Here is a 25,703-nt window from a genome sequence, read left to right on the forward strand (position 1 = left end):
CCGGCGTATCTGTGATCCGGTGCAAGGGGGTGTACCGCACCGATAAAATGCCTTTCGGTCGCTGGAACGAGTGTCCCGGCAATCCCACAATCAGGCCTGCGCTTCTCCACAGACCTGCTGTTTGTCGAGCGCTTCGATCATCAGCTCCACCGCTGACGAGATCGGCGCGACAATCGGAATATCGAAGCCGCCACGCAGTTGTTCCGCAGCTTCCCCGAGCGGCCCACCGCCGATGATGACCGCTTCGGCTCCATCCATGATGCAAAGCCGCACCGCCGCTTCCAGTTCTGTACGCAGACGCGCGCCATCGCGCGCCAGCTTCTCAGGGTCTCCGGGCGTGCAGCGAATACCCGTATAAAGATGCGACAGGCCTAGGCTTTCCGCCCGCGCCGCTATCGCATCGGCAAGATCCGGCGTTACCGTCGCAATGCCGAACCGTCGTCCATTCCGTGTTGCCTCGACCATCGAGGCCTCGCAAATGCCGAGAACCGGCACGGCCAGGCTCTCCTGCAGATGCACGACACCGGGATCGCCATAAGCGCTGACAATGACCCCGATGCAGTTTGAATTCTGCCCCCTGCCGATTTCTATGACCTGCGCCGCTGAAGCCATCAGCTGCTCGTCATTGACGATCATCGAAGGGCTGCGTGTCGCAGTGGCGGCTTCGATCCGAAGCCGCCCGTTCGCCTTCCGCCTGGCAATATCGAGCATCATCCCGCTCGTTGCCTCTGAGCTGTTTGGATTGATCAGCAGGACATAGGGGGATGATGCAGTCATGTTCAGGCCTGTTCTTTAGCAGTTTTTGTAAAATCGACCGTCGGCTCGTCGGCTTCCGCCGGCTGCGTCAAGTCTTCCATGGACCGACCATAGGTTTCCGGCCCAAGCTGGATGCAGAATGCGAAGATGGCATACATCGATGCGGCAAGGCCGAAGACACCAAGCATTCCGTATGTGTCGAACAAGGCACCCGCAATCGTCGGCACGAAGGATCCGGCAGCCGAACCGCTCGCGAGGATGAGTGCCACACCGAAGCCGCGGATACGGGTCGGATAGAGTTCCGGCGCGTAAATCCAGATCGACGTGTTGAGCAACAGGACAAAGAACTGGAACAGCGCTCCGAAGAACAGCACCAGATAGATGTTCGTGCCCAGATAGATGATCGAAAGCGCTGCGGCACAGGCACAGACTGCACCCAGGCTGAGAACTTTCTTGCGCGGAAAGTAATAGCCGAATGCCGATGCTGCAATGGCACCGAGCACGCTGCCGCTCTGGATGATCATGCTGTAAAGAAGGCTGCCCGAAAGCGTGTAGCCCATCGAAACGAAAATCATTGGCATCAGCGTCAGGACGGAAAGCTGTGCGCCGTAGCTCATCAGGATCGCGATCGCCACAGGGACGGTGCGGCCAAGATAAGGCGCCTGGAACAGTTCCCTCCAATTGCCCTTGACAGGCTTGGTGTCACTGTCTTCCGACTTCGACAGATATTCAGTGACTTTCAGGTTCTTGGGTCGGAGTGATCCGGACGCCAGAATGGAAAGTACCTTGTTTGCTTCGTCGATCTTGCCTTGCGAGGCCAGAAAACGCGGTGTTTCCGGCACGTAACGGCGAAAGAAAACAACGAGGAAAGCGGGGATCGCCAGAACGGCGAAGAGCCAGCGCCAGTTGTCGTCGCCCGGAAAGAGCGTGAAAACCAGCAGGCCGAAAGCCGGGGCGAGGAAGTTGCCGAAACCGCCTGCGCCGACATTGACGAGACCGGCTGCAGTTCCACGGAACTTCGGCGAACAGAATTCGGCAAGCATCGTAACGGCAGTCGAAATTTCGCCGCCGACACCAAAGCCGACGATGGCGCGTGCGAGACAGAGCCAGCCGAAGCTCGGTGCGAGCGCACAAAGTGCGGAACCGACGGTGAAGAGAAGAAGATTGATCGTCAGCATGACACGGCGGCCGTACCGGTCGCCAAGAATGCCGGACAAGAGACGGCCAATGGCCGCGCTTGCGAAAGTGATGGTATTGAGGAAGCCGATATCGGCGCCCGACAGACCCCATTGTTCGCGAAGGATCGGCCCGACGAGGCCAATCGTGTTCTGCTCGAAACTGTCAAAGAGACAGCCGATCAGGATCAGCGCGAGAATCTGCTTGTGCGCAGTTGTCACGCCGATATTTCCCAATGCATTTTCCATCTGCTTGATGGCCGGTGACGTCGCACCGGATTGTATCATTTGTTCCCCTGCCATAACGGTCCAACTCCCATGATATTAGCCGTATGAAATTATTTTTTCATAATCAAACATCAGAAAATCAATTTTTACAAGCAATTTTTTATCGTTTATTTTCAGATAGATAATCTGCTCAAAGCTTAGGCGAAAAAGATGCAAAAATAGTCAAAAGCTGCTAATAGTTAGGCAATCTGAAAATATGATTTCATCAGGCGGCACATGAAACCCACCGAAAAGTCCTTTCTGACCCGCGTAAGAGACGTTATGGACGAACTGCCGCCAGCCGAAAAAAGGCTGGGTGAATTCGTATGTGATTTTCCAGGGGAACTGGCGAGCTATTCGGCGTCGGAACTGGCAGCTCTCGCCCATGTTTCCAACGCGACCGTGACGCGTTTCGTACAGCGCCTCGGTTATGACACCTATGAAGAATCCCGACGCCATGCCCGTGAGGAAAAACAGACGGGATCGCGTCTGTTTCTGTCGAGTGCCACCGATGCGGAGAGCGGCCAGTCCCTGTCGTCGCATGTCGGTCAGGGCATCGCCAATCTGGAAAAGACCTTTCTTTCCATACGCGAAACACAGATCGATGCCGTTGTGGAAGCAATGCTCGGCGCACGCAAGACATGGGTATTCGGCTTTCGCAGCAGCCAGCCTTTTGCGGCCTATCTGCAATGGCAGATGATACAGGTGGTGGACAATATCGTTGCGGTTCCCGGACCAGGCCAGACACTTGGCGAATATATTGCCAGCATCAGCCCCGACGATATGGTCATCGTCTTCGCGCTTCGCCGCCGTATTGCAAAAATGGACGACATCCTTGCCGCCATCGAAAAGCGTGGTGCGAAACTTCTCTACATCACCGATGAAGGCGCGCCGTTCCGGGCTTCCGCGCAATGGCATTTTCATTGCCAGACACTGGCGCCCGGCCCGTTGTTCAATCACGTTGCGGTCATGGCGCTCTGCCATTTATTGACCACGCGGGCCATTGAAAAAGCAGGCGCTTCCGGACGAAAGCGCCTGCGTGATATCGAAGCCTCCGGCGACCTGCTCGAAGAGCTGTAAACCGGTTATTTTACAGGCGGCGCATACATGAGCCCGCCCTTGTTCCACAGCGCATTGATGCCGCGGTCGATCTTGAGCAGGCTGCCCTTGCCGATGGTGCGTTCAAACATTTCGCCATAATTGCCGATCTTGGAGACGACATTATAGGCCCATTTCGGCTCAAGGCCGAGCTGTTGGCCGCTATCGCCTTCCGATCCGAGGAAACGGCGCACGTCCGGCTTCTTGGAGTTCAGATCTGCATCAGCGGAGGCTTGCGTAATGCCCAGTTCCTCTGCCTCAAGCATTGCAAACAGCGTCCAGCGAACGATGTTGAACCATTTATCGTCGCCCTGGCGGACGGCAGGTCCAAGCGGCTCCTTGGAAATCACTTCCGGCAGAACGGTGAAAGCATCAGGTTCGGCAAGCTTCAGACGTTGCGCATAAAGTGCGGACGCGTCGGTCGTGTAAACATCACAGCGACCCGTTTCAAATGCCTTCAGGATGCCATCGGCAGAATCAATCACCACCGGTTCATACTTGATACTGTTGGCGCTGAAAAAATCAGCGGCGTTCTGTTCGGTGGTCGTGCCCTGCTCGGTGCAGACCGAAGCGCCGTCGAGCTTCAAGGCGCTATCGATACCCAGATCCTTACGGATCATGAAACCTTGACCGTCATAATAGGCGGTGCCGACGAAATGGATGCCCATGCCCGCATCACGCGAAAGCGTCCAGGTGGTCTGGCGCGAAAGCAGGTCGACCGTGCCGGATTGCAACGCCGTGAAGCGTTCCTTGGTCGAAAGCGGAATGAAGCTCACCTTGTCAGGATCGCCAAAGACTGCCGCCGATACCGCACGACAGAAATCAATATCGAAGCCGGTCCATTTGCCCTGATCGTCTGGCGACGAAAAGCCTGCAACGCCCTGACTGACGCCGCAATTGATCTTGCCGCGCTCCTTCACGGTCGAAAGCGTATCCGCCTGCGCCCCACTTTGAGCGGACATGGCAAAGCCCGCCGCCAATAACGAACCCAAAACTATTTTTTTCATTGTTCCTCCTCCCAGAGTTTCATGCCAGAGTTTCAGGCCAGAGTTTCAGGCCAGAGTTTCGGCCCAGAATTTCGGCCCAGAATTTCGAAAAAGCCGATCCATTGCCCGGCAGCACGCCACCGGGCTTGTTGTTTGTTCAGTTATCCGACTACGAACTACTTCAGTGCAGCCGCGAAGCTGTCCTCCAGAACGCTCAGCAGATGATCGGCATTGGCACGCGTGAAGATCATCGGCGGGCGCATTTTCAGAACATTGTCGAACGGACCTTCAGTCCCCATCAGAATGCCGCGTTCGCGCGCGCCATCATTGATCTTCTTGGCCAGAGCCGTTGCCGGTTCCTTGGTCTTGCGATCCGTGACCAGTTCGATACCGAGGAACAGCCCCTGCCCGCGCACATCACCGATGATATCGAAGCGCTTCTGCATCGAGCGGAACCCGTCGATGAGATAGTTGCCGATATCAAACGCGTTGCGGCGCAGATCGTTGCGCTCAATGACATCCAGCACTGCCAGACCTGCCGCGCAGGAAACCGGATTGCCGCCAAACGTGTTGAAATATTCCATGCCATTGTTGAAACTGCTGGCTATTTCACGGGTCGTTACCACTGCCGACATCGGATGGCCGTTGCCGATAGGCTTGCCCATGGTGACGATATCCGGCACCACATCCTGCATTTCAAACGCCCACCAGTGGCTGCCGACACGGCCGAAGCCAACCTGCACCTCATCCGCGATGCAGACACCACCAGCCGCCCGCACCATCGCGTAGACTTCCTGCAGATAGCCTTCCGGCAGGAAAACCTGACCGGCGACGCTCGGGATCGACTCGGCAATGAAATAAGCCGGGCCGCGTCCAAGGCTTTTGATGGCCTCAATCTGCTCGGCAATACTTTCAGCAAAGCGCTTGCCATGTTCTGCCAGCGGCCAGTTTTCCGGCGCGCGGTAGCTGTCAGGGATGACGGCCTCAAACACGTGATCCGGACGTCCTTTGCCGCCCTTGCGCTTGTACTTGTAAGGGCTGAGATCGATCAGCTCCTGGGTCGTGCCGTGATAGGCCCAGTCGAGCACCAGCGCATCGCGCTGGCCCGAATGCGCGCGTGCCATACGCAGCGCCAGACTGTTCGCCTCACTGCCTGAGCAGGCAAACGAGGCCACCGTCAAACCTTCGGGCAAAGTCGCCGTCAGGCGCTCCGCATAGGAAACGATGTTGTCGTGCAGATAGCGCGTATTGGTGTTGAGGATTGCGGCCTGTCTGGCAATCGCCTCCACCACCTGCGGATGAGCGTGGCCGAGATGGCAGACATTGTTGAAGCAATCGAGATAGGCGCGGCCCCGATTGTCGATCAGCCATGCGCCTTCACCACGCACGAACTTGATCGGCTCGGAGTAGGAGATGGAGAGGTTCGGCAGCAGAATATCCTTGCGGGCGCTGACGATCTCGGCGCGCGTGCGACCGGTCTGGCGAAAGGCTTCCGCCGGAATATCGGCAAGAGCTGCGGCATCCGGGAAGATATCGGCCCAAACATCAAGATAGGCATGTTCGCCGACGCCCAGAATTTCCGCTGCCGTGAGGCCGGTATCCGTCGAAATCTGGAAATGGAGATGCGGTGTCCAACCTCCATTCTCGTGCATGTCGCCCATCTGGCCGACGAGATCACCGGCGGCCAGTTTCTGCCCCGGCTTCAGGCGGGACACAGCCTCATGCGCCATATGGCCCCAGAGCGTGATGAAAGGCGGGCAGCCTTCCGACTGATGTTCCAGCGCAATCAGGCCGCCGTAGCCAAGTGGCGCGGTCTCGATCTCGACGCTTTTCACAGTAGCTGCAAGCGGCGTGTAGACGGGCGTGCCTGCAGGCATGAACAGGTCAAGGCCCAGATGGTGGACACGCCGCTCGCCTTCGACAAAGCGTGAACGAAACGCCTCATCGGTATAGACAGTACGCTTTTCGCCCCATGGACCGATGCCGAGCTGCACATGGTTGCGGGCGCAGAAATCATCCCACCAGGCGGTGGCTTCCTTTGGGCGCTGCCCGGCAGAATCGACCGTCATCACATGGGCCGGGTCGCCATAGGGCACCAGCGCCTTGGTCATGGTCGCCGGATGCGGGCGAACGATGGGGGCGAGGTTCTTTCGGTTGGCACTGATCCAGTCACGCACTGCACCAGCACCGTCTACAGCATCGAAACCGCATGCCTTGCGCAGGATGGCGGTGGCGAAGCGCGGGTTCATGGCATCAAGCTTGTGCAGAAGCCGCCATGCAGGCGCTTCGCTGATCGCAAGATAAGGATTATCGCCGGTCTTCTCGCGGCGCGAAGCCGACAGCGTGACGCTGGTGACGAGGCGCATCGCAATCAGATCGAATATGAGATCGATTTCCTGCGGCAAAAGCGGATATTTCGCATGGAACCCGGCAGCGAGGGCTGCGGCTGCACCAATCGGGTCGTCCATATCCAGAATGGAATAGGCAGCGGCAATCGCCACTTCGGCAACCAGAACGGTGTGAACCGCATCGCCAAAATCGATCAGCCCGGCAATACGTTCATTATCCTGCGGATCAACCAGCACATTCCAGTCATTGGCATCGCTGTGGATTACCTGCGCACGCTGGAGCGGCAGCTTCGGCGCGATATCGCGCTCGAAACGGACTAGGAAGCGCTCGACGACGGCGCGGTCTTCCGGCTTGTCGATGAAATGCAGACGGTCACGCGCCCGTCCGGCGTGGCGCACATCCCAGTCGAAATCGCGCAAGGCACCCGGATGGATGAAGCCCTGCAAGGCGCGGTCCAGCTGCCCCAGCGCACCGCCCAGATTGTGCATCAGCGCCTTAGTGCGCCTGACCTCGGCCAGCGGCGTGCCCGGCAGCCAGCTTGCCACCCGCAGCGCATGGGGCTTGCCCTTTTCCTTTTCGATAGAGGCCAGCACCTCACCCGACAGGCTCGCCTTCAGGCGCGGTACGGCAAGCGCCGGATCAGCCTTGGCCAGATGCTGCAGGAGCGCTGTCTGGAATTCGCTTTCAACACGCGGTTCGCTGGCATTCACGACCTTCAGAATCCAGTCCCCCGATCCATTGCCCGTCTTCAGCCGGAAATTGCGATCACGCTCGCTGTCGAGCGGCGAGGCACTCGCCGTCACGCCGAAATGAAGCTGGGCCAGCACTTCAGCCTCTTGCGGAGAAAAATCGGGGGCGGGATGCGAAATATCGGTCATGGGAGGCGCTTCACGGGTTGAATATGAATGGGAAGTAACAGGATGAGCTTGGCATGTCCGCGATTTTCAGGCATCAGACAAGGCGTCGGTCAGACCGGCACTTTGCCGGAATGGACCGGCACATTTACGATAATACGAAAGAACCGACCATGCGGGAACTGGATGCGAAGGATCGCGAGATACTGGCCATTCTCTCCAAGGAAGCGCGCATTCCGCTGAAAACCCTGGCGGGACGCATCGGTCTTTCGCGCAGTGCAACCGGAGAGCGTGTCGCCAATCTTGAGAAAAATGGCGTCATTCGCGGTTACAGGGCAGACATCGGCCAGATCGACAGGAACGTCATCCGCGCCATGATTCTGGTCAGCCTCAAGCGTACACCGGCGCTTGGCCTTCTCGATGAGCTGGCGCGCCATGCCGAGGTGCGCCGGGTATCGTCGGTGAGTGGCCAGCTCGATTTGATCGTCGAGGTTGAAGTCCCCACCATAGACCGCCTCAACAGCCTGCGTGATCTCATCGCCACCCATGAAACTGTAGAGGATCTCACTACCGCAATCGTGCTTCGCCGGGATATCGAGCGCGAAACCGTCTAAAATTCAGTTATACAACTTTAGTTTGGACTATTACAATTTAAGGTAGACATTCTACCATAAGTCGAACATAACGCCTCCGGGTTGAAAAGGAGGGGACATGAAGACGCTTAATCTATTCATTATCGGGTTCGGCTTTACCGCACTCGTCATTACTTGCATTTTCGCCATCGGCGGCGGCACTATCTGATCAGTAACGAACGACAATATCATGCCCTCAGCAGGGGTTCCCCGAGGAAGATTGCTGAAGATTCGCGCACAGCGCGGATCATGAAATCGCTCAGCACCCGGATTCGCGGTGCAGCCACCACATCTATGTGACAGCTCATCCAATATTCACGCACCAGATGCATCTCGCGCGGCAGAACCGGAACCAATTCCGGATGTCGGCTGGCGATGAAGTAAGGCAGCACGCACAAGCCATAGCCAATCTGCGTGGCGATCAGTTGCGCATGAATACTGGAACTTTGATAGGTGCAGCGCTGCCCTGGCAGGATTTCGCGCATGTAATCAAGGCCCGGCGTGAAAACCATGTCGTCGATGTAACCAATGAACGGATGCCGGGCCATGTCCTCGCGTGTCCTGATCGGCGGATGCCGCTCCAGATAATCGCGATGACCATAGATGAAGAGCCGATAGGGCGTCAGCTTCTCGCTGTGATAGGGACCGGTGCGCGGCATATGCAGCGTGATCGACAATTCCGCCTCGCGGCGCGACAGCGACATGATCTGCTGGATCGTCACCACTTCCACGAACAGGCTCGGATAGGATTGCGCCAGCACAGGCAGACGGTCGGCAAGAAAGAAATTGCCGAAACCTTCCAGCGTCGAGAGACGCACGACACCTGACAGCGCCGCCAGATTGCCGGTAGCCTCGGTCTGGAACTTCATCGCCTCGCGCTCCATGACCTCGGCAGAGTTCACCAGCCGTTCGCCGATGGGCGTCAGTAGATAACCGCGCGGATTGCGCTCGAAAAGCTTGGTCGCAAGGGCCTGTTCCAGCCGGTCGATCCGGCGCAGAACAGTGACATGGCTGGTGCGCAATTGCCGCGCCGCCGTGGAGAGCTGGCCGGTGCGCGCAACCGCCAGAAAATATTGCAGATCGTCCCATGTGAACTGCCGCATGCACCCCTCCCAAACAGTTGCAGTGGCCCCCGCCTCTCTATCTGTACGTTTTCGAACAGACGGTGTTCAAAAATTGTTGTTCGTGTACGCATTTGTCAATGCTACCGTTTCAAAAAGTAGCTCCGTCGAAAATGCCAGACAGGTTTGCGTCAGGAGCTGCAATAAAGAAAGAAACGCCCGGGGCGGAGGAACAAATCGGGCGGAAGCAGAGGGCGAACGGCACAGAGGAAAAGCCGTTTCCTAATCTCGAAAGACTGCTTCACTACAGCATTAGCCGGAAAATCGGAATCGATTTTCAGAAAGCACAATGCGTAGATTCAATAGTTTAGAGCGTCGTTTGTACGTCCGTAAGGATGCATGGCGCTCTGAAGAATGCCGTGCGGGTTTTCCGTGGCGGTTTTGGTGTTATTGGGAGGAGCACTTCATGAAATGTCTCGCACTTGCAACGGCAGCGCTTTTCGCCGCCACGGCTATCTCGTCGGCAGCGGAAATTTCCGACGGCAAGGTCAAGATCGGCATTCTGAACGATCAATCCGGCGTTTATGCCGATTTCGGCGGCAAATGGTCGTTCGAGGCTGCCAAGATGGCGGCTGAAGATTTCGGCGGCAAAGTGCTCGATGCGCCGATTGAGATCATCACGGCGGACCACCAGAACAAGCCGGACGTCGCCTCGAACATCGCGCGCCAGTGGTACGACACCGAGCAGGTCGATTCCATCATGGAACTGACAACCTCGTCGGTCGGCCTCGCCGTACAGGCCCTGTCCAAGGACAAGAAGAAGATCACCATCAACACAGGTGCGGCCACATCGGAACTGACCGGCAAGCAGTGCACGCCTTATGGCTTCCATTGGGCCTATGACACCCATGCGCTTGCAGTCGGCACCGGCGGCTCGCTTGTGCAGCAGGGCGGCGATACCTGGTACTTCCTCACTGCCGACTATGCTTTCGGCTATTCGCTCGAAGAGCAGACAAGCAAATTCGTCGAATCCAAGGGCGGCAAGGTTCTGGGTTCCGTGCGCCACCCGCTGGCAACCACTGATTATTCCTCCTTCCTGCTGCAGGCACAGGCCTCCGGCGCCAAGGTGGTCGGCCTTGCCAATGCAGGTCTCGACACGTCCAACGCCATCAAGCAGGCGGCTGAATTCGGCATCGTTGCCGGTGGCCAGCGCCTCGCGGCCCTGCTCTTTACCCTGTCGGAAGTGCACGGTCTCGGCCTCGAAGCCGCTCAAGGCCTGACGCTGACCGAAGGTTTCTACTGGGATCGCGACGATGAATCGCGCGAATTCGGCAAGCGATTCTTCGAGCGCACGGGCCGTATGCCGAACATGGTTCAGGCAGGCACCTATTCCGCTGTCACTCAATATCTGAAGGCGATCAAGGAAGCCGGAACCGACGAAACCGAGGCCGTTGCCAAGAAGCTTCATGAAATGCCGGTCGAAGACGTCTTTGCCCGTCACGGCAAGGTCGGCGCCAACGGACGCATGATCTACGACATGTATCTGATGGAAGTGAAGAAGCCTGATGAAAGCAAGGCGCCTTGGGATTACTATAAGGTTCTTGCAACCATTCCCGGCGATCAGGCCTACATGAAGCCGGAAGAAAGCGGCTGCCCGCTGGTAACGCAGTAAAAAGAGGCTGGTTGAATGAACGCAGCAACTGGCAATATGACGGCCCTGCATGAAGCAGGGCCGAACGATGGCGGCTCATCCGGCAAGACCGTTCTGTCGGCACGCGGACTGGGCAAGTCTTTTGGCGGCTTTCATGCAGTCAAGAATGTCGACCTCGATGTGGAACATGCTCGTGTTCACGCGTTGATCGGCCCCAACGGCGCAGGCAAGACCACTGTTTTCAACCTCCTGACCAAGTTCTTGCAGCCATCGAGTGGCGAGATCACACTTCTGGGCGAAACCATTACCAAGACCGATCCGGCCAAGGTGGCCCGCATGGGTTTGGTGCGCTCGTTCCAGATTTCGGCCACCTTTCCGCACCTGACCGTGCTGGAAAATGTAAAGGTCGCATTGCAGCGTCCCAATGGGCTTGCCACACAGTTCTGGCGCTCGCTGTCAGCACTCGACCGGCTCGACGCACAGGCCATCGAGCTTCTGGAGCGGGTCGGCCTTGCCGATGCCCGTCATGCGCTGGCCGCCGATCTGTCCTATGGCCGCAAGCGCGCGCTCGAAATCGCCACCACGCTGGCGCTCGATCCGAAGGTTCTGCTGCTCGATGAGCCGATGGCGGGCATGGGCCATGAAGATGTCCATACCATTGCCGCCCTCATTGCCGATGTGGCGAAGGATCGCGCGGTCTTGATGGTCGAACACAATCTCAAGGTGGTGGCCGACATTGCCCACCACGTCACGGTGCTGCAGCGCGGCGAAATTCTCGCCTCCGGCGATTATGCCACCGTCTCCAAGGACGAGCGCGTGCGCACCGCCTATATGGGAACCGAACATGAATAGAGGCCAACCGCTATTATCCGTGCGCGGGCTCAATGCCTGGTATGGCGAAAGCCATGCCCTGCACGGCGTCGACCTCGATATCTGGCCCGGCGAAACCATCACGCTTCTTGGCCGCAACGGCGTCGGCAAGACGACGACGCTGCGTGCCATCATGGGCATCATCCGCAAGCGCACCGGCACCATCACGCTCGACGGCAAGGACATCATGCGCGTGCCGCTGCATCGCATCGCCCATGCCGGTCTCGGTTTTGTGCCCGAAGAGCGCGGCATCTTTGCCACCTTGAGCGTGCATGAAAACCTGCTTTTGCCGCCTGTCGTCGCCAAAGGCAGTCAAGGCACGATGTCGCTTGACGAAATCTACGAACTCTTTCCCAATCTGCATGAGCGCCGCAACAGCCCCGGCACCAAGCTTTCAGGCGGCGAACAGCAGATGCTGGCCATTGCGCGCATCCTGCGCACCGGGGTCAAGGTGCTGCTGCTCGACGAGCCGACCGAAGGTCTTGCGCCCGTTATCGTGCAGCGCATCGGTGATGTGCTGGTGGAGTTGAAAAAACGTGGCATGACGGTGTTGCTGGTTGAGCAGAATTTCCGCTTCGCCGCCAAGGTCGCTGACCGCTTTTATCTCATGGATCATGGCGTGGTGACGGAAAACTTCCCCACCGCCGAACTGCCCGCCCGCATGGCGGCGCTCAACGAAGCGCTGGGGGTATGACACGATGACAATGATTTTTGGAATACCTTTGCAGGCACTTCTCGGGCAGTTGCTGGTCGGCCTCATCAACGGCTCCTTCTATGCCATGCTGAGTCTCGGCCTTGCCATCATCTTCGGGCTTCTGCGCATCATCAATTTCGCTCATGGCGCGCAATATATGCTGGGTGCCTTTGTCGGCTATCTGCTGTTGAGCTGGCTCGGCATCGGCTACTGGCCAGCGCTGATCCTCGCTCCGCTTATCGTCGGCCTTGGTGGCGCGATCATCGAGCGCGTGGCCCTGTCGCGGCTCTACAATCTCGATCCGCTCTATGGCCTGCTCTTCACCTTCGGCCTTGCCCTCGTGATCGAAGGCACGTTCCGCTATTATTATGGCGCTGCCGGTCAGCCCTATGCCGTGCCGCCTTCGCTTGCGGGCGGGCACAATCTCGGCTTCATGTTCCTGCCGAACTATCGCGCCTGGGTGGTCGTCGCCTCGCTTTTCGTCTGCCTCGGCACCTGGCTCCTGATCGAAAAGACCAAGCTCGGCGCCTATCTGCGCGCCGCCACCGAAAACCCGACACTGGTCAAAGCCTTCGGCATCAATGTGCCACTGCTCCTCACCTTCACCTATGCGTTGGGTGCGACGCTTGCCGGTGTTGCAGGCATCATGGCCGCGCCGATCTATCAGGTCAGCCCTCTGATGGGGTCCAACATCATCATCGTGGTCTTTGCCGTGGTGGTCGTCGGCGGCATGGGCTCGATCCTTGGCGCCATCATCACCGGCTATGTGCTGGGACTGGCGGAAGGCCTCACCAAGGTCTTCTACCCCGAGGCTTCCAGCATCGTCATCTTCGTCATCATGGCTATCGTCCTTCTGGTTCGACCCGCCGGACTGTTCGGGAAGGAGGCCTGATATGGCTGATACCGCTCTCAAGGCAACTGCGACCCCGCGCGACAGCAAAGCGCCTGCCGTCAACAGCCTCTCGATCATCGTGCTCGGCATTGCCCTCGTCGGGCTGCTAGCAGCACCCTTCATGGTCTATCCCATCTTCCTGATGAAGATGCTGTGCTTTGCGCTGTTCGCCTCTGCCTTCAACCTTCTGTTGGGCTATACCGGCATTCTGTCCTTCGGCCATGCGGCCTTCTTCGGCGGCGCTGCCTATATCACAGCCCATACGGTGAAAGTCTGGGGCGTCACGCCGGAACTCGGTCTCGTACTCGGCGTTCTCGCCGCAGCCGCCCTTGGCCTCGTCATCGGTTATCTCGCCATTCGCCGTCAGGGCATCTATTCGACGATGATTACGCTGGCATTGGCGCAGATGTTCTTCTTCTTCTGCCTGCAAGCCACCTTCACCCATGGCGAAGACGGATTGCAGGGCGTGCCGCGTGGATATCTCTTCGGCATCATCGACCTCAACCAGCCGATGAACATGTATTATTTCGTGCTGGCCGTGTTCGTCCTTGGTGTCTTCGTTATCTGGCGCATCATCAATTCGCCCTTCGGCATGATCCTGAAGTCGGTACGCGAAAACGAGAACCGCGCGGTTTCGCTCGGCTATTCCGTCAACCGCTACAAGCTTGCAGCCTTCGTCATGTCGGCAGCACTCGCGGGTCTTGCAGGCGGCCTGAAGGCGCTTGTCTTCCAGTTTGCAACGCTGACCGATGTCGGCTGGCAGATGTCGGGCGAAGTGATCCTCATGACGCTTCTGGGCGGTATCGGAACACTCATAGGCCCCATCGTCGGCGCTGCCTTCGTCGTCGCGCTGCAGAACTATCTCGCAACATCCGACTTCCCGGTAACGATCGTGACGGGCGTCATCTTCATGGCATGCGTCCTCCTCTTCCGTAAGGGAATCGTAGGCGAGTTCTATGCATCGCGAATTGGAAAGAAACTCTTCGGCTAACCAACATTTCGGGAGCCGCACGCTCGTTCGATAGCGGCTCCGCCTTTTACTGGATATGAGATCATGACCGACACCTACGATTACATCGTGGTTGGCGCGGGCACGGCAGGTTGCGCCCTCGCGAACCGGCTTTCCGCAGACCAGAACCGCTCCGTGCTGCTGCTGGAGGCAGGCGGAAAGGACAATTACGCCTGGATCCACATCCCGGTCGGCTATCTCTATTGCATCGGCAATCCACGCACCGACTGGTGCTTTACCACGGAGGCCGAACCGGGGCTGAACGGTCGTTCGCTCGGCTATCCGCGCGGCAAGGTGTTGGGCGGCTGCTCCTCCATCAACGGCATGATCTATATGCGCGGTCAGGCCCGCGACTACGATCTGTGGCGTCAGGCCGGATGCGAAGGCTGGGGCTGGGACGATATCCTGCCACTCTTCAAGAAATCAGAAGATTATTTTGCAGGCGCCAGCGATCTGCATGGTTCGGGCGGCGAATGGCGCGTCGAGAGCGCTCGCCTGCACTGGGATATTCTGGATGCCTTCCGCGATGCAGCCGTCTCGGCGGGCATCCCCGCCACCGACGATTTCAATCGCGGCGACAATGAAGGCGTGTCCTATTTCAAGGTCAACCAGAAGCGCGGCATTCGCTGGAACACGGCCAAGGCCTTTCTGCGCCCGGCATTGGATCGCAAGAACCTCACCGTCGAAACCGGCGCGCATGTGCGCCGCATCGAGATCGAGGAGTTGCGCGCCACCGGCGTCACCTTCGACCAGAACGGCACCACCCGCACGGTGAAGGCAAAGCGTGAGGTCATTCTTGCTGCCGGTGCGGTCGGCTCGCCGCAAATTCTCGAATTGTCGGGCATCGGGCGCGGCGACGTGCTGCAGCAAGCGGGTATCCCGATCAAGCTGGAGCGCAAGCAACTCGGCGAAAACCTGCAGGATCACCTGCAATTGCGCTGCGCATACAAGGTTACCGGGATTCCGACGCTTAACGAAAAGGCAAGCAAGCTTGTCGGCAAGGCAATGATCGGGCTGGAATATCTGCTGCGCCGTTCGGGGCCTATGTCCATGGCGCCAAGCCAGCTCGGCGTCTTCACCCGCTCCGACCCGTCCTACGAGACCGCCAATCTGCAATATCACGTGCAGCCGCTCAGTCTGGAAAAATTCGGCGAGGCTGTGCACCCCTTCCCTGCCTTCACGGCAAGCGTGTGCAATCTGCGCCCCGACAGTCGCGGCTCGATCCACATCAAGTCACCGGATCATCGTTCACAACCGGCAATCAGGCCGAATTATCTCACCACCGAAAGCGACCGCCGCGTTGCCGCCGACGCAATCCGCATCACGCGCCATATCGTGGCACAGGCTCCATTGCAGAAGTTCCGCCCCGAGGAATTCAAGCCCGGCCCTGCTTACGAAACGCAGGAGCAGCTGGAAAAGGCGGCGGGCGATATCGGCACCACGATTTTCCATCCGGTCGGCACCTGCCGCATGGGGCAGGATGCGGAAGCAATCGTCGATCCGCGCCTGCGCTTCAATGGCATTGCGGGCCTGCGCGTTGCCGACGCCTCGGTCATGCCGACCATCACTTCCGGCAACACCAACTCGCCGACTCTCATGATCGCCGAGAAGGCCGCACAGATGATTATCGCCGATAACCGCTAGAACCAGATTTCCGAGTGCCCGGTCAGCGGAAATGGCAATCCGCTCACCGTCTCGTGAACGCAATTTCGGCATCATGGCTTCGGCAAATTCTGAAATAATTTTCCTTGTTTATTGCCTGACAAAAGGGAATTATCGGCAACAAGGTGGGCAGGGGGAGAAAGATCATCTCAAAAGATCGCTTTCCGGGACCGGCTCTCCAAAGTTTTTAAACAAGGAAAACAAAATGTCGTCAGTCCTTTCCCGCTACACGCTGACCCGTCGCGCCGGTCTGAAAGCCCTTCTCTTCACCGCAGCCGCACTGACTGTCGGCTTCGCGTCGGCACCGAGCCACGCAGAAGACAAGACCATCAAGGTCGGCATCATGGGCGGTGAAGACGAAGACGTCTGGAAAGTCGTTGCCGAAGAAGGCAAGAAGCACGGCCTCAACATCGAGCGCGTGACCTTCAACGATTACAACCAGCCGAATGAAGCTCTGGAACGCAAGGAAATCGACGCCAACGCCTTCCAGCACAAGCCTTATCTCGATGAGCAGGTCAAGCAGCACGGCTACAAGATCAGCGTCGCCGGCTACACCGCTGTCTGGCCGATCGGCATCTATTCGCGCAAGCACAAGAGCCTTGACGAGCTGAAGGAAGGCGCTGTCGTCGGCGTGCCGAACGATCCGTCGAACGAAGGCCGCGCGCTTCGCGTCCTGGAAGAAAAGGGCCTCATCAAGCTGAAGCCGGATGCAGGCATTCTGGCCACCCCGATCGACATCGTCGAAAACCCGAAGAAGCTTGAGATCAAGGAACTCGACGCCGGTGTTGTCGGCCGTTCCATCGATGACCTCGATGCAGCCATCGTGAACAACGATTGGGCAGCAAAGGCAGGCCTCAAGAAGGAAGAGGCAATCGGCTGGGAATCGAAGGAAAACAACCCGTACAACAACTTCATCGCGGTCCGCACCGAAGATGAAAACGCCGAATGGGTGAAAAACCTCGTGGCTTCGTTCCAGAACGACGCCGTGAAGGCCGAAATCGACCGTGCCTACAAGGGCACCGGCATCCCGGCCTGGAAATAATCGCTTTTGAAGCTTGAAAGACCGCGCCGGAACCGTTTCCGGCGCGGCTTTTATTGACGTACCGACAAAAATTGCCCTAAAGCATCGCCACAGCAAAAGCTGATGGCTTGAGCCAGGCATCATCCTTCCTTGAAGCCTTATCGAATAAATCAAGCCGCTGTTCGCAGCGGCGCATCAAACTATAGAAGAAACGACCGTGACCATTGAAAAGCCACCCGCCACATCAGCGCCCATCGTCGAGATGAAAGACGTGCGCCGAATGTTCGGCGATACGGCAGCTATCAACGGCGTTTCGCTTTCCGTCGCGCGCGGCGAAATTCTCGGCATCATCGGTCGCAGCGGCGCGGGCAAGTCCACGCTGATCCGTTGCGTCAACGGCCTTGAAAAGCCGGACGCCGGTTCGATCCTGATCGAAGGTCGCGAAATCACTGGTCTTGGCGAAGACGCACTGCGCCCCTTGCGCCGCCGCATCGGCATGGTGTTCCAGCATTTCAATCTGCTTTCGGCCAAGACGGTTGCGGAAAACATCGCTTTGCCGCTGAAGATCGCGGGCAAGCCGAAGGCCGAACGCGCCAGGCGTGTTGCGGAACTTCTGGAACTGGTTGGCCTTTCCGACAAGGCAAAGCATTACCCAGCCCAGCTTTCCGGTGGTCAGAAACAGCGCGTCGGCATTGCCCGCGCCCTTGCTGCCGAACCGGCTGTGCTGCTTTCGGACGAAGCGACATCCGCGCTCGACCCGGAAACCACGCAGTCCATTCTGGCGCTGCTGAAAGACATCAATACCAAGCTCGGCCTCACCATCCTGCTCATCACGCATGAGATGGAAGTCATCCGCCGCATTGCCGACCGCGTCATCGTGCTCGACCACGGCGCTATCGCCGAGGAAGGTCCGGTCTGGAAAGTCTTCGCCAATCCGCTATCGCCCGTCACGCAAAGCATGTTGCAGGTGCTGACGCCGGAACTGCCTGCCGTCTGGCGCGACCAGCTGGAAAAATCCGGCGCCCTCGCCGTGCTGAAGGTAAAGCTGTCGGGCGCAGCCGCAAAAGGCGCCTTCTTCAACGATGTGACAGTGACCACCGGCCTTGTGCCGCAACTGATCCATGGCGGCATGGACACGATCCAGGGAGAGCCAGTCGGCACGCTCTTCATCAGCCTGCCCGCTGAGGACAAAGCGAAGTTCGACGCCGCAATCACCTATCTCAACACCCATGCAGACGCCACGGAGGTACTCGGCTATGTCTCAGGCGATGCTTGATCTTCTCTGGCGCTCCTTCTGGGAGACCATCATCATGACCGGCTTTTCGAGCCTGATCTCGCTTGTCGTCGGTCTGCCGCTCGCACTCATCATGATCCTGACTGAACGGGGTGGCCTCGCACAGAACCTGACGCTGAACACGATCCTCGGCGCCATCATCAATGGCTTCCGCTCGGTTCCGTTCATCATTCTGCTGGTGGCGCTCATTCCCGTCACGCGCTTCATCGTCGGCACGTCCATCGGCACATGGGCCTCCATCGTGCCGCTTTCCATTGCCGCTATTCCCTATTATGCGCGTATTGCGGAAGTGTCGTTGCGTGAAGTGGACCACGGCCTCATCGAAGCCGCGCGCTCCATGGGTGCAAACCGCTGGACCATCGTGCGCGAAGTGCTGGTTCCGGAAGCCTTGCCGGGCATCATCGCAGGCTTCACGGTCACGATAATCACTCTGGTCGGCGCATCGGCAATGGCGGGCGCCATCGGTGCTGGCGGTCTCGGCGATCTTGCCATTCGCTATGGCTATCAGCGCTTCGAGACGCAGATCATGATCGCAGTCGTGATCATCCTCATCATCATGGTTTGCGGCATCCAGTGGATCGGCGACCGGCTGGTGAGCCGTCTGGACAAGCGCAACCTGCGCGCCTGACCCTTTACTGGTCCGCTTATCTTTTCCTCTCGCGGAAACCCGCTTCCAGCGTGTTTCCGTCGGGATCGAAGACCAGTGCCGCGTAATAGCCCATCTCTTCCGGTCCCTGATAGCCGGGGCCGCCGCTATCCCTGCCGCCTGCCTTCAGTGCGGCCTCATGAAACGCCTCCACCGCCTCGCGGCTTCCGGCTGTAAACATCAGGTGCAGGCGGTCGCCGGGCTTGTCCTCGCCAGCGCCTGCACCATCGTGGCTGCCATGGATCCACAGAAACGGAACCGGCGCCCGCTCTCCCCCACTGACGAAGAAACCGCTGCCTGATCGGGCAATGACCTCCAGGCCAAGTTCGGGCATGCAGCTTTCGTAAAAGGAAAGGCTGCGATTGACGTTACGGGCTTTGAATCCGATGTGATCGAAGAGCGACATAAGATTCAATATATCGCGGCCAACTATAAAGAAAAGCGGCGCTTTCGATTTTGGAAAACGCCGCTATCACTCTTCAATTCTTGGCAATATGAGAGCGTGAATCAAAAAGGCGGTATGTGTGTGCGAAAATGGTGATTTTCGAGTACCGGAGCGCAGTGTACTTTTGGGTACATGAGCACCGGAACGCAGACAAATTGCCATTTGCAGCCACACAGGGCGACTTTTGGAACAGGCTCTAAAAGGTTATCCGCGTGTCCGTGCCAGACCGTCTTTTGCAGGCTGGTATTTCGGATCAAGCTGTACCGCGCGCGAATAGGAATTTGCAGCCTTGGCCTTGTCGCCATTGTGCTCGTAGACAAGCGCCTGATTGGCCCAGCTTTCCGCAATATTCTGGTCAAGCGTAATGGCTGTGTTGAAATCGTCGAAGGCATTGTCGTAGTCGCCGAGCGCCACATAGGAAATGCCGCGACCGTTATAAGGTTCCGGCGCCGTGGAATTGAGCGAAATTGCCTTGGAGAAATCCTCGATGGCCTGCTTGTGCTGGCCCTTGGCCTGATAAATCAGGCCGCGATTATGGTAAGCGCGACCGTCGGTGGTCTGCAGGGCAATAGCCTGATTGAAGTCGCTGAGCGCCTGATCGAGACGGCCCGCCTGACGGTAGACATTGCCGCGCCCGATATAGGCAGCGTCATATTGCGAATTAAGCTGGATGGCCTTGCTGTAATCCTGCACGGCCTTGGTGCTATCGCCCATATAGCGATAGACCAGCGCGCGGTTGGCATAGGCCTGATAGAAATTCGGATTGAGCGCTATTGCCTGATCAAAATCGCGCAGTGCTTCCTTGTAGCGGCCGGACTTGCCATAGGCGGAACCACGCACATTGTAGCCTTCCGGATCGCGCGGATTGCTCTGGATCACGCTTGTCAGCGAACTGATGTTCTCGCTCGACCCCTGCGCTTTATCGACAGTGCTGAGTGCGGTGGTTGTGGAGCTTTGGCAGCCAGCAACGGTCAAAACCAGAAGTGCGGTGGCAATGAGAAGGCCGTTTCGACCTGTTCCAGACGATTGCATCATCTTCAAGCGCGTGGGCAACGACTGCATTCCTTTCAGCTCGCATAGGGGCGCAAGGCCCTTCTGCCTCTTTTCCATCCCGTGCCAGCCCGGTTTCCGGAGCTAACTCATGCCGGGCTATTCTGTCTGTTACGGTACTATACTGGTCTCAACCAGCAGATAAAAACAGCAAAAAGGCGGCATGTTCTTAAGCTTGGTTTGCCTACGGTTAACCCGCCTGACAGTTGAATATCCTAATTATTTGTTTTTACACATAATGGCGTGCAAGAAGTCCAGAAACTTTTCGTAACGCTGCATTAAAAATAGAGGCTCGAAGTTATGAAAATACATCTAGTGGTCTGATTCCGACATTTGCATCCCTCGGATATAAGCGCTGAGCAAATGTCGGAATCAAAAAGACCACTAGTAACTTTATGTATCTAGTGGATTTTTCGAATTTGACGTTTGAAACGGGATTAATATCGGACGGGTATCAAACGTCAAATTCAATCCACTAGCCGACATAAAATTGCTTCACACTGCGCGGGAAACAATCTCAAATATCTGAAGTCAAAACGTGCAAAATCCGGCGCAAGCTGAAGCCAGCACCGGAAAGCAAAAAAGGCGCTGTCCAGCAGCGCCTGTTTTCAAGGTCGATCAGCGAGCGCCCGGACGGCCGCCGATGAGGCCTTCACGCTGAGCGCGCTTACGGGCCAGCTTGCGTGCACGACGAACGGCTTCTGCCTTTTCGCGAGCGCGCTTTTCGGACGGCTTTTCATAGTGGCCGCGCATCTTCATTTCGCGGAAGATACCTTCGCGCTGCATCTTTTTCTTGAGAGCGCGGAGAGCCTGATCAACATTATTATCGCGGACGAGTACCTGCACGTGTATTCCCGTATCAGTTAGAATTTCGGTTAAGCCTGAGGCCGTTAGGGGGTCTTTTAACGATTTCAGCCGGTCTGACCGGCCGAGCAACGCCCAAAGGCTCCCAAGCTTCGCAACGGATACGCTGCAAATTGGTCGTGGCTAATACCAGAAAGAGCCTAGCCTGTCCACCTCAAGATGCAACTTTGCCCACCGGCTTGCGTGAAATACCGGCTTGCACACGAATTACTATGGCCGCAACCGCGCGAATAGGCTAAGCGGCACGCGTTTCCCGCATAATTCGGCCTCAATAGCTATGCATAGCATTTTGCCAGCAAACCGATAATGCCTCCTCTCAATTTATCCGATTCTCCTGATGTCCCTCCGCAAACGACTCGTTATCCAGTTCACAGGCTATGAAGGTCTGCACCCGAAAGCCGTCCGCGTGCGCCACGCGCAAGCCCTGAAGGATTTCGACCGCCTGTGGAAGGCAAAGACCAAGCTTCCGCCCATGACCGACGAGCCTGATGATTGCGGCACGACCACCGCCATCACCACAGGCAATGGTTGGCAGACGGAAACCGAATTCTGCCAGTTCGGCACTGCGGATATTTTTGACGATTACGCCGCGCGCTCCACACCGAAGCGAATGCTGACCGGCTTTCACGCATTCCTGAACATCCTCTTCACCGGAACGCTGTGGCGCTATCTGACGACGAGCTGGCGATTTATCCTGTTTTTCCTGTGGCCGTTTCTGCTGTCGCTGGCGATCCTGGCTATCGCTGCCCTGCTCGCTTTCGCACCGATGGCAGCAGGCCTTTCCGCGCTGCATCTTCTGTGGTCGGCTCCACTTGCCGCCGTCGTCGCAACCCTGCTCGTGCGCAAACCCGGCGACCGATTTTTCATGTCCTATCTGCTCGACGACTGGTCTGCGGCCTATGATCGTATCCACGGGCGCAACGAGAAGCTCAACCAGCGGCGCAAGGCTTTTGCGGAAGCCCTGAAGCAGAAGATCGAAGCCAGCAATGCCGATGAGGTTCTCATCGTTGCGCATAGTCTTGGCACGGTTCCGGCAGTGGAGGCGCTTGCCGACCTGCAGCGTGTGCGTCCCGATCTTCTGGCAAAACAGCCCGTGTCGCTGCTCGCCATCGGCTCATGCCTGATGATGATCGCTCTCCATCCCAAGGCGAAATCATTGCGCGAGGACGTGCGCGTGGTGATCGAGGAAAGCCCGATCCTGTGGTCGGAATTCCAGGTGCTGACCGACATTATCCACTTCTACGGCTCGAACCCGGCCAAGGTTCTGAAGCTAGAGACCACCAACCCGCCGCTTATCAACCGCATCCGCTTCAAGAACGTGCACAGCGAAAACCGCTACAAGCGGTCGAAGGGCAATTTCTTCCTTATGCATCTGCTTTACATGCGCGGGGCGGAGAAGAAGAATTTCTACGATTTTGGCATGTTCCTGCACGGCCCGTTCTTCTTCCGCGAGCTGATGACCGAACACAAAGGAAAAGCCGCCCCTCTCGATGAAGAAGGACGGCTTCCAGTTCGACATAGCGAAGCGGCTTGAACTGCTTAAGCCTCCGACGGCTCCACGACGGCAATCGTCAGCCAGGTGGCCGTCAGCGCAGGCTTCAGCGAGTTTTCGATTTCCAGCGTCACATCATAATGATTGACCACGCGACCTGACGGGCGGATATCCGCATCCGCCAGCTTGAAGCGGGCGCGCACGCGGGCGCCGGTCTTGACTGGCGACATGAAGCGCAGCTTGTCGAAGCCGTAATTGATGCCCATCGTAGCACCTTCCAGCATCGGAAGCGCTTCGTAAGCCAGCGTAGAGAGTAGCGACAGCGTCAGGAAGCCATGCGCGATGGTGCCACCAAACGGCGTTTCCTTGGCGGCGCGTTCCGGGTCGACATGGATGAACTGATGATCGTCGGTCGCATCTGCGAACTGGTTGATCATTTCCTGCGTGACTTCGCGCCACTCGGAACATCCGACTTCCGTGCCGATTGCCTCGCGCAACTGGTCGAGCGTGATTGCGTCTTTCATTCGCTGGCTATTCCTGCTGATGTGATTTGCCTTGTGTTTAACCAATAAAGCCTGGTGTCTGAATCAAAAAGTGGCAGGCCATGGCGAAAATGGTGATTTCGAGAACCGGAGCGCAATGTACTTAAATGTACATGAGCACCGGAAGCGCAGAAATTGCCATTTGCAGTCCGGCATGGCGACTTTTGGATCAGACACTCAGGCGGCAACCAGAATTTCCCGTGCTATATCATCCCAGTGCGAGAAAACCCTATGCGCACCCCTGCCCGTCAATTTTTCGGCGTGCCCGGTATAAGTATGTCCGCCGCCCGTATAGCCGAATGCCGTCATGCCTGCCGCGATAGCGCCTTCGACACCGAAGGGAGAATCCTCGATCACCACGCAACGCGCCGGATCGATGCCCATCTTGTCGGCTGCAAACAGGAACAGGTCTGGCGCCGGCTTGCCGCGCTTGACCATGCTGGACGAGTAAACGGCATCGCCGAAATAATGGCTGATGCCGGTCTTTTCCAGGCTGAACGCGATACGCTCCGGCTGCGACGACGATGCAACGCAACGCTTTTGCGGCAGATCGCGCAGGAAATTGGCAATGCCGATGGTTGGCTGCAGAGCCTCCGCGAACAGGATTTTCGTCTCGGGCCAGAACTGGCTGGTGGCCTCCTCCGGCAGACGGTGCCCGGTCATGTCCTCAATCATCTTCATGATATCGGCCTGCTTCATGCCGATGCCCTTGGCGACCGTTCCTTCCGGCAGCTTCATGCCGTGATTGGCATAGACCTGCTCGAAAGCCAGACAGGAAAGCGGCTCGCTATCGACAAGAACGCCGTCACAGTCGAAGATCACGAGATCGAAAGGGGATACGCTGCTCATTTTGGCTCCAGTGGCCCACTAAAGGGATGCATATTTTGTCGCGCAGTTTGGGGATGCGCGTCTGTCAGTGTTGATATAGAGACTGTTCATCCAATACGCATCTATAACAACATAAGCGTGACAAAATTACCGCGACGAAGCGGCCTTGAAGTTTTGCGGAGAGTTTCATGACGACAAATGTGGCACTGGTAGGACTGGCGCGCGATCTCGCAGCGCGAGCGGAAACCGGCAAGCCGATCCGCATCGGTCTGATTGGCGCTGGCGAAATGGGCACCGACATCGTCACGCAGGTGGCGCGGATGCAGGGCATCGAAGTCGGCGCTCTTTCTGCCCGCAGACTGCCCAACACTTTCAAAGCTGTCCGCACCGCCTATGGCGACGAGGAAAACGCGCAAGAAGCCCGCACAGAATCCGCAATGACCAGCGCCATCGAAAACGGCAAGATCGCCGTCACCGATGACAATGACCTGATCCTTTCCAATCCGCTGCTCGATGTCATCATCGATGCGACTGGTATTCCGGAAGTGGGGGCTCAGACCGGCATCAAGGCCATCCGTAACGGCAAGCACCTCGTCATGATGAATGTCGAGGCGGATGTCACCATCGGGCCCTACCTCAAGGCCGAGGCCGACAAGCACGGCGTGATCTATTCCCTTGGCGCGGGCGACGAGCCGTCATCCTGCATGGAACTGATCGAGTTCGTTTCCGCCATGGGGCACAAGGTCGTGGCCGCTGGCAAAGGCAAGAACAATCCGCTCAATTTCGACGCGATCCCAGACGATTATCAGGAAGAAGCCGACCGCCGGAATATGAATGTCCGCCTGCTGGTGGAGTTCGTCGATGGTTCCAAAACGATGGTTGAAATGGCGGCCATCGCCAATGCAACCGGCCTTGTGCCGGATATTGCGGGCATGCATGGCCCCAAGGCAGCCATTGACGAGCTGAACCGCACTTTGATTCCGAAGGAAGACGGCGGTGTTCTGAACAAGACCGGCGTGGTCGATTATTCCATCGGGCGCGGCGTGTCGCCCGGTGTCTTCGTCATCGCCAAGATGGAACATCCGCGCCTTGTCGAACGTCTGGAAGACCTGAAGATGGGCAAAGGCCCCTACTTCACCTTCCATCGGCCTTTCCACCTCACCTCGCTGGAAGTGCCGCTCACCGTCGCTCGTGTCGTGCTGCACGGCAAGACCGACATGGTGCCGCTGCCAAAGCCTGTGGCGGAAGTCTGCGCCGTCGCCAAGAAGGACTTGCAGCCCGGCGATCATCTGGATGCCATCGGGCAATATTGCTACCGCTCGTGGATCATGACGACGCCTGAAGCGCGTGCGGCCAAGGCCATCCCCTGCGGCCTGCTCCAGAACGGCACGGTCATCGCGCCGATCAGGAAGGGCGAACTCATCACCTATGCCAATGCGGCACCGCAGCCGGGCTCCAAGATCGCCGAACTGCGCGCGTTGCAGGACAAGATGATCTACGGCTGAAGCCCGATCGAAAACTCAAACAAAAAGGCGGCTCGAAGCCGCCTTTTTGTTTTCCAACCG

General features: G+C 57.7%; 23 protein-coding genes. 13 read left to right on the plus strand and 10 right to left on the minus strand.

What is annotated here, in order from left to right:
* Positions 1 to 90: 90 nt before the first annotated feature.
* Positions 91 to 777: an aspartate/glutamate racemase family protein gene (locus tag OHI65_RS18890; RefSeq protein WP_012091477.1), complete on the minus strand. Its 687-nt coding sequence runs from the start codon at positions 775 to 777 to the stop codon at positions 91 to 93.
* A 2-nt stretch (positions 778 to 779) separates the two neighbouring features.
* A complete protein-coding gene (locus OHI65_RS18895) occupies positions 780 to 2,234 on the minus strand; it encodes an MFS transporter (protein WP_010659476.1) in 1,455 nt (484 codons plus the stop codon).
* A 201-nt stretch (positions 2,235 to 2,435) separates the two neighbouring features.
* Here OHI65_RS18895 and OHI65_RS18900 point away from each other — a divergent pair, with 201 nt between their 5' ends.
* Positions 2,436 to 3,278, plus strand: coding sequence for a MurR/RpiR family transcriptional regulator (locus OHI65_RS18900; RefSeq protein ID WP_010659475.1), 843 nt, complete (start codon positions 2,436 to 2,438; stop codon positions 3,276 to 3,278).
* A 5-nt stretch (positions 3,279 to 3,283) separates the two neighbouring features.
* On the opposite strand, the gene OHI65_RS18905 is transcribed toward OHI65_RS18900, so the two are convergent.
* Both OHI65_RS18905 and OHI65_RS18910 read right to left on the minus strand, forming a co-directional pair.
* Entirely contained in the window at positions 3,284 to 4,303 is a 1,020-nt protein-coding gene (locus tag OHI65_RS18905) for an amino acid ABC transporter substrate-binding protein (protein WP_012091476.1), read from the minus strand.
* A gap of 155 nt (positions 4,304 to 4,458) precedes the next feature.
* Positions 4,459 to 7,509 (minus strand): aminotransferase class III-fold pyridoxal phosphate-dependent enzyme, encoded by a 3,051-nt coding sequence (locus tag OHI65_RS18910; RefSeq protein WP_125299996.1) that lies wholly within the window; start codon positions 7,507 to 7,509, stop codon positions 4,459 to 4,461.
* Between the two features lie 149 nt (positions 7,510 to 7,658).
* Here OHI65_RS18910 and OHI65_RS18915 point away from each other — a divergent pair, with 149 nt between their 5' ends.
* A complete protein-coding gene (locus tag OHI65_RS18915) occupies positions 7,659 to 8,099 on the plus strand; it encodes an Lrp/AsnC family transcriptional regulator (protein WP_010659472.1) in 441 nt (146 codons plus the stop codon).
* Positions 8,100 to 8,305: 206 nt separating this feature from the next.
* Here the strand turns inward: OHI65_RS18915 and OHI65_RS18920 are convergent, their stop codons facing one another.
* The gene (locus OHI65_RS18920) at positions 8,306 to 9,220 is read right to left on the minus strand and encodes a LysR family transcriptional regulator (RefSeq protein ID WP_012091474.1); all 915 of its coding nucleotides are present in this window, start codon (positions 9,218 to 9,220) and stop codon (positions 8,306 to 8,308) included.
* Positions 9,221 to 9,644: 424 nt separating this feature from the next.
* Here OHI65_RS18920 and OHI65_RS18925 point away from each other — a divergent pair, with 424 nt between their 5' ends.
* The 9 genes from OHI65_RS18925 (at position 9,645) to OHI65_RS18965 (ending at position 18,899) form a co-directional block, all read left to right on the plus strand.
* Complete coding sequence (locus OHI65_RS18925) at positions 9,645 to 10,850, plus strand: ABC transporter substrate-binding protein (protein ID WP_012091473.1); 1,206 nt, start codon at positions 9,645 to 9,647, stop codon at positions 10,848 to 10,850.
* Positions 10,851 to 10,865: 15 nt separating this feature from the next.
* Positions 10,866 to 11,681, plus strand: a complete 816-nt coding sequence (locus OHI65_RS18930) for an ABC transporter ATP-binding protein (protein WP_010659468.1) — start codon at positions 10,866 to 10,868, stop codon at positions 11,679 to 11,681.
* A complete protein-coding gene (locus OHI65_RS18935) occupies positions 11,674 to 12,393 on the plus strand; it encodes an ABC transporter ATP-binding protein (protein ID WP_010659467.1) in 720 nt (239 codons plus the stop codon). The genes OHI65_RS18930 and OHI65_RS18935 overlap by 8 nt, the downstream gene beginning before the upstream one ends.
* Positions 12,394 to 12,397: 4 nt before the next feature.
* On the plus strand, positions 12,398 to 13,285 hold the full coding sequence (locus OHI65_RS18940) for a branched-chain amino acid ABC transporter permease (RefSeq protein ID WP_264358759.1): 888 nt from the start codon (positions 12,398 to 12,400) through the stop codon (positions 13,283 to 13,285).
* Between the two features lies 1 nt (position 13,286).
* Positions 13,287 to 14,276 carry a branched-chain amino acid ABC transporter permease gene (locus tag OHI65_RS18945; RefSeq protein ID WP_125299995.1) on the plus strand — a complete coding sequence of 330 codons (990 nt, stop codon included), beginning with the start codon at positions 13,287 to 13,289 and terminating at the stop codon, positions 14,274 to 14,276.
* A gap of 63 nt (positions 14,277 to 14,339) precedes the next feature.
* Positions 14,340 to 15,938: a GMC family oxidoreductase gene (locus OHI65_RS18950; protein ID WP_125299994.1), complete on the plus strand. Its 1,599-nt coding sequence runs from the start codon at positions 14,340 to 14,342 to the stop codon at positions 15,936 to 15,938.
* A gap of 223 nt (positions 15,939 to 16,161) precedes the next feature.
* On the plus strand, positions 16,162 to 16,998 hold the full coding sequence (locus OHI65_RS18955; RefSeq protein ID WP_010659463.1) for a MetQ/NlpA family ABC transporter substrate-binding protein: 837 nt from the start codon (positions 16,162 to 16,164) through the stop codon (positions 16,996 to 16,998).
* A 196-nt stretch (positions 16,999 to 17,194) separates the two neighbouring features.
* Positions 17,195 to 18,253, plus strand: coding sequence for a methionine ABC transporter ATP-binding protein (locus OHI65_RS18960; RefSeq protein ID WP_040129125.1), 1,059 nt, complete (start codon positions 17,195 to 17,197; stop codon positions 18,251 to 18,253).
* Positions 18,234 to 18,899 (plus strand): methionine ABC transporter permease, encoded by a 666-nt coding sequence (locus OHI65_RS18965; RefSeq protein ID WP_010659461.1) that lies wholly within the window; start codon positions 18,234 to 18,236, stop codon positions 18,897 to 18,899. The genes OHI65_RS18960 and OHI65_RS18965 overlap by 20 nt, the downstream gene beginning before the upstream one ends.
* 16 nt (positions 18,900 to 18,915) lie before the next feature.
* Here OHI65_RS18965 and OHI65_RS18970 read toward each other — a convergent pair whose 3' ends face one another.
* From OHI65_RS18970 to rpsU, 3 genes are all read right to left on the minus strand, one after another.
* On the minus strand, positions 18,916 to 19,323 hold the full coding sequence (locus tag OHI65_RS18970; protein ID WP_010659460.1) for a VOC family protein: 408 nt from the start codon (positions 19,321 to 19,323) through the stop codon (positions 18,916 to 18,918).
* Between the two features lie 243 nt (positions 19,324 to 19,566).
* Complete coding sequence (locus OHI65_RS18975) at positions 19,567 to 20,424, minus strand: tetratricopeptide repeat protein (protein ID WP_094514106.1); 858 nt, start codon at positions 20,422 to 20,424, stop codon at positions 19,567 to 19,569.
* Between the two features lie 606 nt (positions 20,425 to 21,030).
* Complete coding sequence (gene rpsU / locus OHI65_RS18980; protein ID WP_010659458.1) at positions 21,031 to 21,258, minus strand: 30S ribosomal protein S21; 228 nt, start codon at positions 21,256 to 21,258, stop codon at positions 21,031 to 21,033.
* Between the two features lie 355 nt (positions 21,259 to 21,613).
* Here rpsU and OHI65_RS18985 point away from each other — a divergent pair, with 355 nt between their 5' ends.
* Complete coding sequence (locus tag OHI65_RS18985) at positions 21,614 to 22,810, plus strand: alpha/beta hydrolase (RefSeq protein WP_125299992.1); 1,197 nt, start codon at positions 21,614 to 21,616, stop codon at positions 22,808 to 22,810.
* Between the two features lie 5 nt (positions 22,811 to 22,815).
* Here OHI65_RS18985 and OHI65_RS18990 read toward each other — a convergent pair whose 3' ends face one another.
* The gene (locus OHI65_RS18990; protein WP_012091466.1) at positions 22,816 to 23,292 is read right to left on the minus strand and encodes a MaoC family dehydratase; all 477 of its coding nucleotides are present in this window, start codon (positions 23,290 to 23,292) and stop codon (positions 22,816 to 22,818) included.
* Positions 23,293 to 23,487: 195 nt separating this feature from the next.
* Positions 23,488 to 24,159 (minus strand): HAD family hydrolase, encoded by a 672-nt coding sequence (locus OHI65_RS18995; protein ID WP_012091465.1) that lies wholly within the window; start codon positions 24,157 to 24,159, stop codon positions 23,488 to 23,490.
* Positions 24,160 to 24,326: 167 nt separating this feature from the next.
* Here OHI65_RS18995 and OHI65_RS19000 point away from each other — a divergent pair, with 167 nt between their 5' ends.
* Entirely contained in the window at positions 24,327 to 25,643 is a 1,317-nt protein-coding gene (locus tag OHI65_RS19000; protein WP_125299991.1) for a 1-deoxy-D-ribulose 5-phosphate reductoisomerase, read from the plus strand.
* The last annotated feature ends 60 nt before the right edge of the window (positions 25,644 to 25,703 follow it).

It is taken from the genome of Brucella sp. MAB-22, assembly GCF_025908475.1.
In the GTDB taxonomy this organism is placed as follows: domain Bacteria; phylum Pseudomonadota; class Alphaproteobacteria; order Rhizobiales; family Rhizobiaceae; genus Brucella; species Brucella anthropi.